11 protein-coding genes and 2 tRNA genes are annotated in these 15,317 nt (G+C 53.9%); 3 read left to right on the forward strand and 10 right to left on the reverse strand.

The window, feature by feature from the left end; all coding sequences use genetic code 11:
• Positions 1-139: 139 nt before the first annotated feature.
• From C8N40_RS16395 to mutS, 3 genes are all read right to left on the reverse strand, one after another.
• Positions 140-223: transfer RNA gene (locus C8N40_RS16395), tRNA-Leu, on the reverse strand.
• A gap of 82 nt (positions 224-305) precedes the next feature.
• A tRNA-Gly gene (locus tag C8N40_RS16400) sits at positions 306-378 on the reverse strand.
• Between the two features lie 433 nt (positions 379-811).
• On the reverse strand, positions 812-3,445 hold the full coding sequence (mutS, locus tag C8N40_RS16405) for a DNA mismatch repair protein MutS (protein ID WP_108212885.1): 2,634 nt from the start codon (positions 3,443-3,445) through the stop codon (positions 812-814).
• Positions 3,446-3,875: 430 nt separating this feature from the next.
• Here mutS and C8N40_RS16410 point away from each other — a divergent pair, with 430 nt between their 5' ends.
• Both C8N40_RS16410 and C8N40_RS16415 read left to right on the forward strand, forming a co-directional pair.
• Positions 3,876-4,415 carry an RNA methyltransferase gene (locus C8N40_RS16410; protein ID WP_108212886.1) on the forward strand — a complete coding sequence of 180 codons (540 nt, stop codon included), beginning with the start codon at positions 3,876-3,878 and terminating at the stop codon, positions 4,413-4,415.
• A 230-nt stretch (positions 4,416-4,645) separates the two neighbouring features.
• Entirely contained in the window at positions 4,646-7,108 is a 2,463-nt protein-coding gene (locus tag C8N40_RS16415; RefSeq protein WP_108212887.1) for a TonB-dependent receptor, read from the forward strand.
• A 755-nt stretch (positions 7,109-7,863) separates the two neighbouring features.
• On the opposite strand, the gene C8N40_RS16420 is transcribed toward C8N40_RS16415, so the two are convergent.
• Positions 7,864-8,358, reverse strand: a complete 495-nt coding sequence (locus tag C8N40_RS16420) for a GNAT family N-acetyltransferase (RefSeq protein WP_108212888.1) — start codon at positions 8,356-8,358, stop codon at positions 7,864-7,866.
• Positions 8,359-8,463: 105 nt separating this feature from the next.
• Between C8N40_RS16420 and C8N40_RS16425 the strand changes: the two genes are divergently transcribed.
• Positions 8,464-9,063: a membrane-associated protein gene (locus C8N40_RS16425; RefSeq protein ID WP_245905156.1), complete on the forward strand. Its 600-nt coding sequence runs from the start codon at positions 8,464-8,466 to the stop codon at positions 9,061-9,063.
• A 26-nt stretch (positions 9,064-9,089) separates the two neighbouring features.
• Here C8N40_RS16425 and C8N40_RS16430 read toward each other — a convergent pair whose 3' ends face one another.
• The 6 genes from C8N40_RS16430 to C8N40_RS16455 form a co-directional block, all read right to left on the reverse strand.
• Positions 9,090-9,569: a CHRD domain-containing protein gene (locus C8N40_RS16430; protein WP_108212889.1), complete on the reverse strand. Its 480-nt coding sequence runs from the start codon at positions 9,567-9,569 to the stop codon at positions 9,090-9,092.
• Between the two features lie 193 nt (positions 9,570-9,762).
• Positions 9,763-10,860 carry an efflux RND transporter periplasmic adaptor subunit gene (locus tag C8N40_RS16435; protein WP_108212890.1) on the reverse strand — a complete coding sequence of 366 codons (1,098 nt, stop codon included), beginning with the start codon at positions 10,858-10,860 and terminating at the stop codon, positions 9,763-9,765.
• A 28-nt stretch (positions 10,861-10,888) separates the two neighbouring features.
• Positions 10,889-11,251 (reverse strand): four helix bundle protein, encoded by a 363-nt coding sequence (locus tag C8N40_RS16440; RefSeq protein WP_108212891.1) that lies wholly within the window; start codon positions 11,249-11,251, stop codon positions 10,889-10,891.
• 44 nt (positions 11,252-11,295) lie between these two features.
• Complete coding sequence (locus C8N40_RS16445; protein WP_108212892.1) at positions 11,296-12,546, reverse strand: ABC transporter permease; 1,251 nt, start codon at positions 12,544-12,546, stop codon at positions 11,296-11,298.
• 201 nt (positions 12,547-12,747) lie between these two features.
• Entirely contained in the window at positions 12,748-13,992 is a 1,245-nt protein-coding gene (locus tag C8N40_RS16450; RefSeq protein ID WP_108212893.1) for an ABC transporter permease, read from the reverse strand.
• A 158-nt stretch (positions 13,993-14,150) separates the two neighbouring features.
• Positions 14,151-14,879 carry an ABC transporter ATP-binding protein gene (locus C8N40_RS16455; RefSeq protein WP_108212894.1) on the reverse strand — a complete coding sequence of 243 codons (729 nt, stop codon included), beginning with the start codon at positions 14,877-14,879 and terminating at the stop codon, positions 14,151-14,153.
• Positions 14,880-15,317 lie beyond the last annotated feature (438 nt).

Raw genomic sequence — 15,317 nt, forward strand, 5'->3', positions numbered from 1 at the left:
AAACAGGTAACAAAAAAACAACAAAACAAGGGAAAAAGCGGGGGTATATTAGGGTAGGCTATAAAAGCAAAAACCCGCTTAAATCAGTGTTTAAGCGGGTTCCTCTTAATATTTGCCTTACCAAATATAGTAAGTTAAGTACCAGGAGCGGGAATCGAACCCGCACGGCCTTGCGGCCACAAGATTTTAAGTCTTGCGTGTCTACCTATTCCACCATCCCGGCAACCTTCGGGCTAATCCCGAAGAAGTGACTTTAAAAAACAAAGACGTTGTTCACCACAACGTCTTCTCTTTTGCTCTTCGTGAGCGGGAAACGGGATTCGAACCCGCGGCCTCGACCTTGGCAAGGTCGCGCTCTACCAACTGAGCTATTCCCGCTTTTTTGTTTTTCCTAAACCGCCGTAGTGATTTAGTGATGCAAAGATAGAGACAAAATCTGACTTGTCAATAGCTGCTGTAAAAAAAAATCTCCCTCTTTATACTTCTATCCTGATAATCAGGCAGAAATTTTTCAGACTTTTTTAGAAGCAACCGTGCAGCCAGCCGCTCCACGCCCTTACTACTGTAAAGTTATACTTCCAGGGCCGGAAAACAAGCGCCTTTATACCTTAAAAGTATAAACCCAGCGGCTACAGCAAGTATGAATTCTCCGATAGTATAGCTTACGCTCCTCTGTATAGCCCCTGTCCCTGCGGTCCAGTTGAGTCGGAGACTCAACATCACTTTAAGTCACGAATCTGGAGATTCGCGCCAGTAGGTGGCCATCATGTCTCTCCCAAGCAAGTATGGAAAATCCGACACCGCTACCTCCCTACCGCGCCCCGGCCTTTTGCTTGTCCTGCAGCATTAGTTTTAGCTCGTTTAGCTTCAGCAGCGCCTCTACGGGCGTGATGGTGTTGATGTCCAGCTGCTCCATCAGCTCCTTTACGCGCGCGAGTTGCGGGTCGTGCAGCTCGAACATGCTGAGCTGGTAATTGCTCTTTGGCGCCGTTTTCATTTTCTGCTGCGGGGACTGCTCCGATACTTTCTCCTTCTCCAGGTGATGCATGATTTCATCGGCACGCAGCACCACGCTGTTGGGCATGCCGGCCATCTGCGCCACATGGATACCAAAGCTGTGCTCGCTGCCGCCCGGCACCAGCTTGCGCATAAACAAAATCTTACCGCCAGCCTCGCGTACCGACACGTTGTAGTTCTTCACGCGGGGTAGCTCCTCGGCCAGCTGGTTCAGCTCGTGGTAGTGCGTGGCAAAAAGCGTCTTGGCCTTATACTTGGGGTGGTTGTGCAGGTGTTCCACAATGGCCCAGGCAATGGAAATGCCGTCGTAGGTGCTCGTGCCGCGGCCAATCTCGTCCATCAGCACCAGGCTGCGGTCCGATAGGTTATTGAGGATGCTGGCTGTCTCGGTCATCTCCACCATAAACGTAGACTCGCCTTTCGAGAGGTTATCCGACGCGCCCACACGGGTAAAGATTTTATCGATGATGCCGATTTTAGCGGCCTCTGCGGGCACGAAAGAGCCAATCTGGGCCATCAGCACCATCAGGGCCGTCTGGCGTAGCAGCGCGCTCTTACCGGCCATGTTCGGGCCCGTGATGATAATCACCTGCTGCTCCTCGTTGTCCAGGAAGATGTCGTTCGGCACGTAGGTCTCGCCCAGGGGCAGTTGCTTCTCAATAACCGGGTGACGCCCTTTCTTGATATCGAGCACGTGGCTGTCGCTTACCTCCGGCTTCACGTAGTTACTGGCCAGGGCTATACTTGCAAAAGCGCTCAGGCAGTCGATGACGCCGATGACCTTGGCATTTTGCTGCACCTGCGCCACATAATCCAGCGCCTGCAGCACCAGCTCGTTAAACAGGCTGTACTCGATGGTATAGATGCGCTCCTCGGCGTTCAGAATCTTCTCCTCGTAGGTCTTCAGCTCTTCGGTGATGTAGCGCTCTGCGTTCACCAGCGTCTGCTTGCGTATCCAGGAGCTCGGCACTTTGTCTTTGTGGGCGTTGCTTACTTCCAGGTAATAACCAAACACTTTGTTGTAGGCAATTTTAAGCGAGCTGATGCCCGTGTTCTTGATTTCGCGCTGCTGCACCTGCGCCAGGTAGTCCTTGCCCGAAAAAGCGATGGCACGCAGCTCGTCGAGCTCCGCATTCACGCCCTCGTTAATCATATTGCCCTGGTTGGTGAGCATTGGCGGCTCCGGCTTCAGGATGTTGCGGATTTCCTCGCGCAGGCCATCGCAGGGAGCCAGCTGCGCCGCCAGTTTCTGCAGGGCCGGAATATCGCTTAGGGCCAGCAGTTTCTGAATCGGGAGGATGGCTTCCAGCGCCTTGGCCAGCTGCACCAGCTCGCGCGGGTTCACGCGGCGCACAGCTACTTTTGAGATGAGGCGCTCCAGGTCGTTTATACTTTTCAGGTGCACCACCAGCTCATCGAGCAACTCGCGGTGCTGGGTCAGGGCCTCCACCGTGTCCAGGCGACGACGAATCTGGGCCACGTCCTTGAGTGGCAGCACCACCCACTTTTTGAGCAGACGGGCCCCCATCGGCGTTACCGTCTGGTCGAGTACCTGTATCAGCGGCACGCCCTCGGGGTGCTGCGGGTAGAGCAGCTCCAGGTTGCGCACCGTAAAGCGGTCGAGCCAAACGTACTTGTCTTCCTCCAGGCGGGAGATGGTGGCGATATGGCTAATCTCGTGGTGCTGCGTTTCGGAGAGGTAATGCAGAATAGCGCCGGCCGAAATAATGGCCTCCTGCATCCCTTCAATACCGAAACCTTTAAGCGAGGCGGTGCCAAATTGCCGCGTCAGCGACTCGTAAGCGAAATCATACTTGAACACCCACTCCTCCAGGGCATAGTAGCGGAAATCGGGGCCGTAGCGTTCGGTAAATGTCTCCTTCTCGCGTTTGCAGAAAAGTACCTCAGCCGGGGCCAGGCTTTGCAGCAGCTTTCCTATGTAGCTTTTATCGCCCTGGGCGGTGATGAACTCGCCGGTGGAGATGTCCAGGAAGGAGATGCCCGTCTCGTTTTTTCCGAAGTGCACCGCGGCCAGGTAGTTGTTGCTGCGGCGCTCGAGCACCTGGTCGTTGAACGACACGCCCGGCGTTACGAGCTCGGTTACGCCGCGCTTCACGATGCCCTTCACCGTTTTGGGGTCTTCGAGCTGGTCGCAGATGGCCACGCGCTCGCCGGCCCGCACCAGTTTGGGCAAATACGTATCCAAAGCGTGATGCGGAAATCCAGCCAGCTCCGTTTCGGAGGCCGAGCCATTGCCACGCTTGGTCAGTACGATGTCCAGAATTTTACTTGCCTTGATGGCGTCCTCGCCAAAGGTTTCGTAAAAGTCCCCTACCCTGAACAGCAGCAGCGCCCCCGGATGCTTCGCCTTAATGGCGTTGTATTGCTTCATCAGCGGCGTTACCGTGCCTTTGTCTCCTCCTTTCATACTGTTTTATACTTTGGCGGATGCTGGTGCATCGCGATTTATACTTTGTAATTGATGTTTAGGAATGGACTTAACCCACCCCTACCCCTCCCGAGAGGGGACTTTATACTTTGTTGGCTCTCTTGAACCAACTTATTGCTCTTTCGGACGTCCTCGTCCGAAAGCTTTCTGCCGGGGATGTCTACATCCCCGTATTTCGGTTTATGCGGACAAGGTGTCCGCAGCAGGTTAATTTCGGACACGGATGTCCGAAACAGCGCACATTTATACTTTATACTATCATTACTTTATACTTCCTCCATCAATTAAACCACGCAGCCATGTAACAATTAAGGCGTAGTTTGACTTTTGCCCAAAACCACCGGACCTTTGCAGCGGCAAAGCACACTGTGTCCTTTGTCTTTTGTCAAACAGTCCTTTGTCAACAAAAATGCGCAAACTCTCGATGGACGACCTCAACCGCGACTCGGTTGAAGAATTCAAAAATAAGAAAAAAATACCGTTAGTCTTGGTGCTGGATAATGTGCGCAGCCTCAACAACGTGGGCTCCGTTTTCCGGACAGCCGATGCCTTTATGGCCGAAAAAGTATACCTCTGCGGCATTACCGGCAAGCCCCCGCACCGCGACATTGAGAAAACCGCTTTGGGTGCCACCGAGTCGGTGGAATGGGAGCACGTACCCGATACGCTGGCGCTGGTGAAGGAGCTAAAGGCGCAAGGGTATAAAATTGGGTCGGTGGAGCAGGCGGAAAGAAGTATAAAGCTGAACGAATTTGCGCCGGAGCCTGGGCAAAAGTATGCGCTGGTGCTCGGCAACGAGGTGTTCGGGGTGGAGCAGGAAGTCATCAACCAGTCTGATTTTGTGCTGGAGATTCCGCAGTTCGGCACCAAGCACTCGCTCAATATCTCGGTGGCCACCGGTGTGGTGGTGTGGGATTTTCTGAGCAAATCGCTGTCACAGCAAGTATAAAACTGCCGTAAAGTATAAAGTACCGGAGCACTGGCCACGGCTGGTGCTCCTTTTTTTGCCTTGAACTGAGCTGGCAGTCGCACTGCTTCCGGAGCCATGCACGTTTTTTCGACGAAAAATTTGCATCGGCTTTAAACTTTCACCCTTCCCGTTTGTCGCAGTATAGGTGCGGGCGTTCACCCGCCGCTCCGCAGGCTGCCTTTTATACTTTCGCGCACTTTATAAAAACTATGATGAAGACTTACTTTCGGTTTATACTTTACTCCCTGTTTATACTTTCGCCCGCGGCACTTTCAGCACAAAACCAAACTACCGGCAAGGTGAGCGGCAAGCTCCTGGATGCTGGCAGCAACAAACCCATTGGTTTTGCCAACGTGGTACTCCTCTCCCTGCCCGACTCCAGCCTCGTGACCGGCGCCACTACGGATATGGAAGGCGTGTTTATACTTGAAAGAATCCCCTCCGGCCGCTTTGTTCTGCGGGCCTCCATGGTGGGCTACCCAAACAAGTATGCAAGCGTCAACCTTACCCCCGACAAGCCGGAAGCTGCCCTGGGCAACATCAGCATGAAAGCCTCTGCCACCGAGCTGGGCGAGGTAGAGGTGGTGGCGCAGCGGCAGCTGGTGGACTTTGAGCTCGACAAGCGGGTGGTAAACGTGAGCCAGGACCTGAACGCGCAGAGTAGTACCGTGGCCGAGGTAATGCAGAACCTGCCTTCGGTGGACGTGGACATAGACGGCAACGTGAGCATGCGCGGCAGCTCTAACGTTACCATTCTGATAGACGGCAAACGCTCGGCCCTCTCCGAGATTCCGCTGGACCAGATTCCGGCTAACATGATTGAGAGCATCGAGCTCATCACCAACCCTTCGTCCAAGTATAACCCGGAGGGCACCTCGGGCATCATCAACCTGGTGCTGAAAAAGGAGAAAAAGCCCGGCTTCAATGGCTCGGCTTCCATCACGGCCGGCACCTACGATAACTACAATACCTCGCTCAACCTGAACTACCGCTACAACAAGTGGTCGCTAAATACGGGGTATGATTTACGGCAGCGCACGCGGCCCGGCACGCAGAAGAACAATACCACCAACTTTTACCTCAACGACGCCGGACAGATAGACAGCACCAGCTACCGCCTGCAGGAGGGGGAGCGCAACAGCACCGACCTTTCCCACAACTTCCGGCTGGGGGCCGATTATTACCTTACGCCCAAGCATACCTTGTCGGCCTCGGCGCTGTACCGCTTCGGGGAGGACGAGAGCACCAATAACATCCGCTACCGCTTCCTGGACGAGAACCGCCTGCTGCAGAGCACCCGCACCCGCGATGCCCGTGAGGTAGAGGACGAGCGCGCCCTGGACCTGACCTTGGGCTACCGCCAGACCTTCGACCGCAAAGGCCAGGAACTGACGGCCGATGTGGTCTACAATGCCAATGTGGATGACGAAGTGGCGCTATTTGATGAAAGGCGGATTGGCGCCGAAACCTCCACGGAGCTGCAGGAAACGCTGGTAGACGACAAGAACTATGAGTTTGTGACCAAGGCCGATTACGTGCACCCTTTCTCGGAAAACAGCCGGTTGGAGGCTGGATTCCGGACTTCCTACGAGCAATTGGATGAGGATTCCCGTTTCTTTAACCGGAACATGGAAACCAACCTGATGGCGTATGACTCTACCCGAAGCAACCATTTTGTGTTCGACCAGCAGGTATACTCCCTGTACACCAACTACAGCAACAAGTTTAAAAGTATCACCTACCAGGTAGGCGTGCGGGCCGAGCACACCATTACCAAGTCTGACCTGCGAAACACGGACGACACCTATAAGAACAACTACTTCAGTCTTTTCCCTACGCTCTTTATCACCAATGATTTTGACGAGGACAACAAACTGCAGTTCAGCTACAGCCGTCGCATCAACAGGCCGCGCAGCCGCTTCTTGAACCCGTTTGTAGACCAGTCCGACAGGTATAACCTTTCCTACGGCAACCCTAAGCTGGACCCGGAATTTGTGAACTCGCTGGAGCTGGGCTACCTGCGCTATTGGGGACAGGCCTCGTTTAACGCCACTGCGTTTTACCGCCACACCACCGACGGCATAGAGCGCTTCCGGCAAGCGACGACCATTGACATAAACGGCGTAGAGGAGCCGGGCACGCAGACCACCTTCATCAACCTGTCAGATAACAGGTCTTATGGCCTGGAGTTGGGCACTAACTATCCTATCACCAAGTGGTGGCGCCTGAATGCGAGCTGGTCGGCCTTTCGGACAGAGTTGAGCACCGTGCAAAACGACACTGAGCTCAGCAACACCCAACTAAGCTGGAGCGCCAAGCTCAACTCCAACATGACTTTGTGGAAAGACCTGGATATTCAGCTCTCCGGCTTCTACCGCGCTCCCACCAACGATATTCAGGGGCGCATGGAGCATATGTTCAGTGCCGACCTGGGGATGAAAAAGGATGTGCTCAAGAAGAAGGGTACGGTTTCGCTCCGCGTGTCGGATTTGTTTAACACGCGTCGCTTCGATTTCCTGAGCTACGGACCGGAGTTCCGCTCCGAGATCCAGAACCGCCGCCAGAGCCGCATTGTGTACCTGGGCTTCACCTACCGCCTTAACAGCGACGACAGCGACCGCCGTAACCGCCGCAACGAGCAGAATGGTGGTGGGGAAGAGGATGAGTTTTAGGTGCTGCGGGTGCCTCTCCTAAAGTATAAATGAGTTCTATACTTTGCCGGGTCCAACCACCCCTACCCCTCAGAGCTGCGCTCGCTACCTTCGAACTCGCGTTCTCGGTAGTCTAAGGAGGGGAGCCTGTGATTACTGTTGCTGAAGTATAAGCTTCGTAGTAGCTGTCATTCTGCGGTCAGGTCGCGACCTGTCCCTACAAGTATAAACTTAGCAAACGATTACATCCCCCTACCCCCTTCAAAGGGGGACTTGGTTCAAGCTTCGTCAGCCACAGCTATCGACCTTCTCCCAGCCTTTGGGTTGAGCGCCTCGAGAGGTTCCGGTGCCTGAAAGGCATTGCGACGTAGGAGCAAAGGAAGCGAAAGCAGCGCGATGCCCGAAGGCAAGGCCTCCCGGCCTTGAGGGCAGAAAGCTAGAAATGAAACGTTAGGTTGGTGGGAACTAGAGGATGAACGGCAGCTAGTAAGGATAGCTTAGCTCCAGTTGCGGGAAGCGGTGGCTCAGGGAAGTATAAGCTGGCAAGTATGATAGTATAGTAGAAGTATAAAGCATGGCTTTTCAAGCCAGTTGGGATGCAAACCCAACACCATAGGTAGGCACGAGTTGCAAACTCGCGCCAGCGAGAGGGCGCCAGCAAAGCAAGGGGAGGGGTATTATCTGCAGATGATTACACCCCTATGGTCCCCTCAAGGGGACAATTTATGCTTGTTAGCATAGCAAAGGCAGACGCTTGCGCCAGTGGCAAGCATCCCCTATACTTCCTTCTTCAACACCAACTCCATTTTAATATCCGCGCGCTCGTAAATGCTTGGTGGCATCGGCACTTCCACGAAGCCCAGGCGCTGGTACAGGTTTAGGGCGGGCAGCAGGCGGCGGTTCGATACCAGGAATACTTTATGGGCACCAACGCGTCGGGCTCTGTCTATGGCTGCCTCGCCCAGCATTTTGCCAATCTTCATCCCCTGCATCTTTGGGGCCACCGCCATTTTTGCCAGCTCAAATACGCCCTCGCTATCCTTAATTAAGGCACAGGTACCTACCGGCTCTCCATTAAAAAGCGCCATCAGGATATGGCCCCCTTTGTTGATGATGTAGCCTTGCGGGTCGCTGAGGGATTGGTTGTCGGCCTCTTCCATCACAAAGTGCGTCGAAATCCACTCGTGGTTGAGGTCGTAGAAAGCCTGCGCGTAAAAAAGGTTGAAATCAACGATCTGTATCGCGGAAGGAGTATTATAATGCTGTGCCATGGTATGCGAAACGTGTATGCTGCAAAGTTACGGAATTGCCACCATCACCGCAGTCTATACTTTATACTTCTGATCACAGTATACTAGGCTGCAAATTCCCCAAGTATGGAAAGCGACCTTTCTGTTATCCCGCTGTGGCTGCAACTGGCCTATACCGCCTTTCTGCTGGTGCTGGTACCGGTCTATTGGAAGAAGTATGGGCCGGGCAATTTCCTGTGGTTCTCCGACATCGCTCTGTTCTCGGTGGGCATCGTGCTCTGGACCGGCAATCAGTTACTGCTTAGTATGATGGCGGTGGGTGTGCTGGCGCTGGAGCTAGTCTGGAACCTGGACTACTTCGGCAGATTGCTGACGGGGCACCAGTTGCTGGGCCTGAGCGCTTATATGTTCGACGAAAGCAAGAGCCTGTTCCTACGGGGTCTTTCACTGTTTCATGTGGTGCTGCCCGCGCTGGTGATCTGGCTCCTGCTGGAGTGGGGATACCAGCCGGAGGCGCTGTACTGGCAAACGGCCCTGGCCTGGGTGGTGCTGCCGCTTACCTACTTCCTCACAGACCCAAAGGAGAACATCAATTGGGTGTTCGGGCCGGGTAACGAGCCACAACATAAAATTCCGGCCCGTTTATACTTTGCCATCATGATGCTTATCTTCCCCGTAGGCGTGTACCTTCCCTCCCACTTCCTGCTGCAGTGGCTCTTTAACTGACTCTATAAAGTATAAAAGCTATACTTCTACGGAATCAGGTTGCCCCGTAGCTCGCCGTTGGGGTGGGTGGTGCTGTGGATGTTTACGTACCAGCGGCCGGCTTTCAGGTCGTTCTCCTCGGTTTGGGTAAGCGGCCTGGTAGAGCCGGAGATGGTGCCGCTGGAGCCCTGGTTAAACCCCTCCTCAATGTTAATAACAGGCGGCGCGCTGGAGTCCCGGTCGGCCGGGCCGTGGAAGTGCATGGCCGTGGTGGCATCGGCAGGGTTCCCCAGCTGCCAGGAGATAGTATAGCTCAGCGTGTTGTTCAGCTCATTAAACACGACATCCATCTCCCCGCCTCCTGTCGTTACTACTGCCGGGCGCTCGTTTGAGCCAAGCAGCGACACATTATTAAACTCTATCTCGTCATCCAGCTGTGTGCTGTCCTCGTCATCGTCGCAGGCGGCCAGCAGGGCACTTAGCAGCAGCGCCACGCACACGAGGTAGTTTTTATACTTGCTTTCCATAGCTCCTTAAGTTTAGTTCTATACTTTAATTTTACTACGCATTTTATCAGTTGTTATAGAGAGCCGGTCACTATTCCGTAAGCTCCGGAAAGTATGGCTCCAACAGCATCATCCGAAAAGCGGGGTACAAAAAAAGCGGGCTCAAAAAGCCCGCTCTCTCCCCTTAAACAAACAACAAACAAATTCTATTAGGTTAAATCTGTACCGTACTCGCTTCCGGCACTTTCACTTTTTCGTTTTTCTGCAGCCCCGATACCACCTCTATATTGATGCCGTCGGAGATGCCGGTTTTGATCTTGCGCTTCTCGAACCGCTGCGGCGCCGTCTCCACCTCCACGTAAGGCTGTTCCTTCTCAAACTTGAGCATGCTTTCCTTTATGGCCAGTGTCTTGTCGCGCTTGTCCAACACAATATCGGCGTTGGCACTGTAGCCGGCGCGTATAAAGTCGTCCTCATCCAGCAGCACCCGCGCCCGAATCGGGAACTTGATAGAGCCCTCCTCATCCACGCCTTTCGGGGCGATGAACTCCAGCTTGGCATTGAATACCCGGCCCTCGATGGCCCCGATGGTCAGCAGCAGGTCCATGTTCTCTTTCAGCTTGCCCACTTCCGACTCATCTATCTTACCCTCGAAAATAAGGCTGCGCATGTCGGCCACCGAGGCAATGGTGGTGCCCTCGTTAAAGTTGTTGCGCTCGATGATAGAGCTACCCACCTTCACCGGCACGTCCAGCAGCATGCCATCGATGGTGGAGTATACCTGGTTAGACTGTTGCTGCCCGCGCTTGCGTGAGGAACCTTCGCGCACTAGTTGCAGGTTGCTTTCAGCGGCGGAAAGCGCCTCGCGCTTCAGGTCGAAGTCGGCTTTATACTTTCTAAACTCCTGCTCCGGGATCACCTTGTCGGCATACAGCTGCTCGTACCGTTTCAGCTCCCGCTCGGCCTCCTCGAAGTTCAGCCGGGCCGTCTGCAGCTGCGTTTCGGCATTGTTCACGCTTACCATGTTGGGCACAATGCGGATCTTGGCCAGCAGCTGTCCTTTTTTCACCAGTTCGCCGGCCTCCACGTACAGCTCCTCCACAATCCCCGACACCTGCGACTTTATCTCAACTTCCTTGCGCGGCACGATAGCGCCCGTAGCCACCGTCTTCTTCACGATCTCGGTCTCAAAGGGAGCCTCGGTTTTATACACCACAGGGTCGGTGTTGGCCTTGTTGTAGAAGTAATAGCCCAGCCAGCCCGAGAGGCCCAGGAAAATCAGGATGAATACGCCTAACAATACCTTTTTCATAGCGTTGTCAATTATCAATTACCAGTTATCATTTATCAGTTTTGATGCCTCTTGAGGTTCTTATACTTGAGAAGAGCATTTTGCCTAATTCATCTGCATCCGCAAACAAGCTTTGGTGCTGTCTCTCGTCTATATAGCCTGTATCCTTGAGCAAGTCTGTCCAGTACTTCGTTTCCAGGCATTCCTTATAAGCAATGGAAAGTTTAGAGGAGAACTCCGCATCCGAGATTGCGCCATTGGCCTCTGCCACATTCGCGCCAATGGATGTACCGCTACGCAGCAACTGCTTGGCAAGTAAAAACTCCCGTTTTTCCTGCCCCAGGTACTGGTAAGCTCTTACCACCCTGATTGCAAAAGCATATGCTTTGTTGTAAAGTACATTCTCCTTCATGTGTAGTATGATTGTTAATTGTTAAATGATCATTGTTAACTGAATCACTCGTCTTTAAGCGCCACTACCGGGTTCACCCTGGCGGCCTTGGTGGCAGGAATCAGGCCGGCCAGTGCGCCGGTAACCACCAACAGCACGGTAGCGGTCAGAGCAATGCCGGGATTTACCTCCGGGATGCCGAAGAAGCCCGCCTGCACGTCGTTCTTCCGCATCACATACTCTATCAGGGCAATGATGCCGGTGCCGCCCAGCAAGCCCACATAGCCTGCCAGCCCCGTTATCACGATGGACTCCTGGATGATCAGACTGATGATAGAAAGTGGCGTGGCCCCAAGCGCCTTGCGGATTCCGATTTCCTTGGTGCGCTCCTTTACCACGATCAGCATGATGTTGCCTACCCCGATAATGCCTGCCACGATGGTGCCTATACTTACCAGCCAGCTAAAACCGGCAATGCCCGCGAACAGCCCCTGCACTTCCTGAAACTCCTTCTCCACGTTAGCCGAGCCAAAGGCTTTCAGGTCGGTGGGGGCTACGCGGTGGCGCTGCATCAGCAGGGTTTTGGTTTTCTCCTCTATCAGGGCAGCAGGCACGCCCGGCTTGGGCACCATGGCCATAAATCCCACCTTGTTTACCTGGTTATAAGTTTGCTGCAGGGCCGTGAGCGGGATGTAAATGACCTTGCCGTCCTCCACCACGTCCTCGCCCTTGCCCACCGGCTCAAAAGTACCCACTACCTGAAAGTAGCTGCCCTTGATGCTGATGTACTTGCCAATCGGGTTCTTCTCGTTAGGAAAGAGCACCTCCAGCACGCGCGGCCCCACTACGGCCACCTTGCGCTTCTCCTGCATGTCGATCTCGTTCACGAAACGGCCGGTTTTCACCTTCATCGGCTTTACAGAGAGCATGTCGGGCGTTTCGCCGTTCACCGTGAAGGCAGAGCTCTTGTCTTTATAGTTCACTGAAAAATCGCCCCAGAGTTGGCTGCTGGGTGCTACCACGCCCACCTCCGGTATACTTGCCCGGATGGCCGCCACATCGTCGTTGGTCAGCTGAATGGTGCGACCGGCGTTCATGCCCATGTAGGGTACGCTGGTGCGCTGCGTCCAGACAAACACGGCGTTCTTGGCGATGTTAAACTCGCTGGTGATGCCGTTCTCCAGTCCCTTGCCCGCGCCCAGTAACACCACCAGCATAAAGATGCCCCAGAACACGCCAAAAGCCGTCAGGGCCGTGCGCAGCTTGTGCTTCTTGACGGTGTTATAGATCTCGGTCCATTTATCAATATCGATCATAGCTTTTCAGTTTTGAATGAGCGAATGAGTGGATGAGTGAATGTTTAGTCTTTGTTAAATGGTTGCACTGTTAAATTGCTAATTGTTAATTGCTGGTAGTTGATTGCTGATACTTTTATACTTTCTGAATTCTCCTGAATTAGATATCCTGGTAGACGAAGTATAAATTCACTCAATCACTCATTCGCTCATGCACAATTCCTAATCCGCCCTAAGCGCCTCAATGGGTTTGATATGGGCAGCTCGCAAGGCCGGCATCAGCCCGGCGATAGCCCCCGATACCACCAGTACCACCGTGGCCGACAGCGCCACCCGCAGGTCCACCTCAGGGCTGGCGAAGAACGGCAGCTCCGCCCCCGACGACACCAGCATGTGCTCTATCAGCGCCAGGATCATAGTGCCAAACAGCAGCCCCAGGTATCCCGAGAAAGCCGTTATCACCACCGACTCCTGCAGGATAAGGCTCACAATGGAAAGCGGTGTGGCTCCCAGCGCCTTGCGCACCCCAATCTCTCGGGTGCGCTCCTTCACGATGATCAGCATGATGTTGCTCACGCCCACAATGCCGGCTATCAGGGTGCCGATGCCCACAATCCACACAAAGACGCGGATGCCGCTGAACAAGCCCTGCACTTTCAGGTACTCGGCCTCGGTGTTCTCCACCCCGATGGCCATGTCGTCGGTTTCGGCGAACTTGTGCCGCTGGGCCAGCAGGGTGCGCAGTTTGTCTTCCATTTCCTTGGCCGGCACGCCGTCCTGGGCAGTCAGCAGCATCAGTTGCACCTGGTTGGGTTGGTTAAAGGCCGTTTGCAGCGTGGAGAACGGGATGTAGGCGCGCTCCTCGCGGCGGCCGCTGTTGTTGCCGCGCACCTTAAAAGTGCCCACCACCTTAAAGTGGATGCCCCGGATGTTCACGTACTCGCCAATGGGGTTTTGCTCCTTGAAAAGCACCTGCGCCACCTGCTCTCCCAGCACAATCACCTTGCGCTTCTCCCGCTCATCCAGCTCGTTGAGGATGCGGCCGCGGAAAGCGCGCTCCCCGTTTATCTCCATAAAGTCCGGGGCGGCACCAAACACCTGGTAAGAGCCGTTCTGGTCTTTGTAGTTGATCGTGTACTCGCCCCAGATGCGGTTACGCGGCGCCATCAGGTTCAGCTCCATTAGTTCGCGCTCGATGGCATCCAGGTCTTGATTGGTAAACTTTATCTCGCGTCCGGGCTTCATGCCCTTGTGCGCCACTGCGGTTTTGCCGCTCCACACAAAAATGCTGTTCTTGGCCCCATCGCCGAAGCGGTTCACCACGCCCTTCTCCAGCCCCTTGCCCACGCCCAGCAGCAGCACCAGCATAAAGATGCCCCAGAACACGCCAAAAGCCGTGAGGAAGGTGCGCAGCTTGTTTTTGCGCATCGTGCCCAGTATCTCCTGCCATTTATCGATGTCGAACATGTTCGGTTAGTTTTGAATGAGTGACTGAGTGGATGGTATCTAATTTTGAATGAATGACTGAGTGAATGAGTGAATGCTATATTGTTGATTGTTGGGGCTTTTTATACTTTCTGAATGCTTTTGGAGTGAAAGCCTTGGTGCACGAAGTATAAATTCACTCAATCATTCATTCGCTCATTCAAAATTCCATGCTCTGCCACGGCAGGCTCCAGCACACCGTGATCGTCGTTCACGATCAGGCCGTCCTTCAGCCGGATGATGCGATGTGTCTGCGCGGCGATGTCGTTCTCGTGCGTTACGATCACCACGGTCATACCCTTGCGGTTCACGTCTTTAAAGATGTCCATTACCTCGTAGGAAGTTTGGGAATCCAGGGCACCGGTTGGCTCGTCGGCAAGTATAAGCTTGGGTTGGGAGATAAGCGCGCGCGCAATAGCCACCCGCTGCCGCTGCCCACCCGACATCTCGTTGGGCGAGTGTTCGGCCCACTCCTTCAGGCCTACCATCTCCAGGTACTGCAGTGCCAGTTTGTTGCGTTCCCGGCGGCCTACCTTCTGGTAATAAAGCGGCAGGGCCACGTTCTCCATGGCGTTTTTAAAAGAGAGCAGGTTAAACGACTGGAACACAAAGCCCAGGAAGCGGTTGCGGTAATACGCCGCCTTGGCTGCGCTCAGGTTTTTGATGGTGGTGCCGGCCAATGTATAGTTGCCACGGTCGTAATCGTCGAGAATGCCCAGGATGTTGAGCAGCGTGGACTTGCCCGAGCCCGAAGCCCCCATAATCGACACAAACTCCCCCTCCTGAATCTGTAGGTCGATGCCCTTGAGTACGTGCAGTTTGTTTTGCCCTACGGCGTAATATTTGTGGATGTCCTGGAGCTGTATCATAGGCAATGGCTTAAGCTGTACTTCTTCCTAGAGGTTTACGGTAGTAGGCTATACAAGGTACCGATTATTCAAACAAATTATAAAATACTTTATACTTACAACGCTTATTTATCGACTTATCACATCTCCATATCTACCAACCTGGTGAAGCGCAGGCAGCAGAGGGGTAAGTAAATAAGGGTGGTAAGGCAACGTAGGTAAAAGCCGGCGCAGCGGCTTTATAGGGTAAAGATGCAGCAGGTAGCCACCTGGTTGCCTGGGCTTTAAAAAAAAAGTAAAAAGCACCTTCGGTTCAGCGGAGCTCGGCTTGTGGTCTTGCTATACTAACCTGCCCGCTTTCTCCTCCCGATAAGGTAATAGAGCACAAGGCCCAAAAGCGAAATGTTTGCCATGGAGCGCTTGGTTAAGATCATTTAATATAGGAATTCCGCTATAATT

The sequence above is a fragment of the Pontibacter mucosus genome (assembly GCF_003054055.1).
Taxonomy (GTDB): domain Bacteria; phylum Bacteroidota; class Bacteroidia; order Cytophagales; family Hymenobacteraceae; genus Pontibacter; species Pontibacter mucosus.

Bases quoted from the DNA above. Each gene is read 5' to 3' on its own strand.
- mutS (WP_108212885.1), bottom strand. From the start codon at position 3,445: ATGAAAGGAGGAGACAAAGGCACGGTAACGCCGCTGATGAAGCAATAC.
- C8N40_RS16410 (WP_108212886.1), top strand. From the start codon at position 3,876: ATGCGCAAACTCTCGATGGACGACCTCAACCGCGACTCGGTTGAAGAA.
- C8N40_RS16415 (WP_108212887.1), top strand. From the start codon at position 4,646: ATGATGAAGACTTACTTTCGGTTTATACTTTACTCCCTGTTTATACTT.
- C8N40_RS16420 (WP_108212888.1), bottom strand. From the start codon at position 8,358: ATGGCACAGCATTATAATACTCCTTCCGCGATACAGATCGTTGATTTC.
- C8N40_RS16425 (WP_245905156.1), top strand. From the start codon at position 8,464: ATGGAAAGCGACCTTTCTGTTATCCCGCTGTGGCTGCAACTGGCCTAT.
- C8N40_RS16430 (WP_108212889.1), bottom strand. From the start codon at position 9,569: ATGGAAAGCAAGTATAAAAACTACCTCGTGTGCGTGGCGCTGCTGCTA.
- C8N40_RS16435 (WP_108212890.1), bottom strand. From the start codon at position 10,860: ATGAAAAAGGTATTGTTAGGCGTATTCATCCTGATTTTCCTGGGCCTC.
- C8N40_RS16440 (WP_108212891.1), bottom strand. From the start codon at position 11,251: ATGAAGGAGAATGTACTTTACAACAAAGCATATGCTTTTGCAATCAGG.
- C8N40_RS16445 (WP_108212892.1), bottom strand. From the start codon at position 12,546: ATGATCGATATTGATAAATGGACCGAGATCTATAACACCGTCAAGAAG.
- C8N40_RS16450 (WP_108212893.1), bottom strand. From the start codon at position 13,992: ATGTTCGACATCGATAAATGGCAGGAGATACTGGGCACGATGCGCAAA.
- C8N40_RS16455 (WP_108212894.1), bottom strand. From the start codon at position 14,879: ATGATACAGCTCCAGGACATCCACAAATATTACGCCGTAGGGCAAAAC.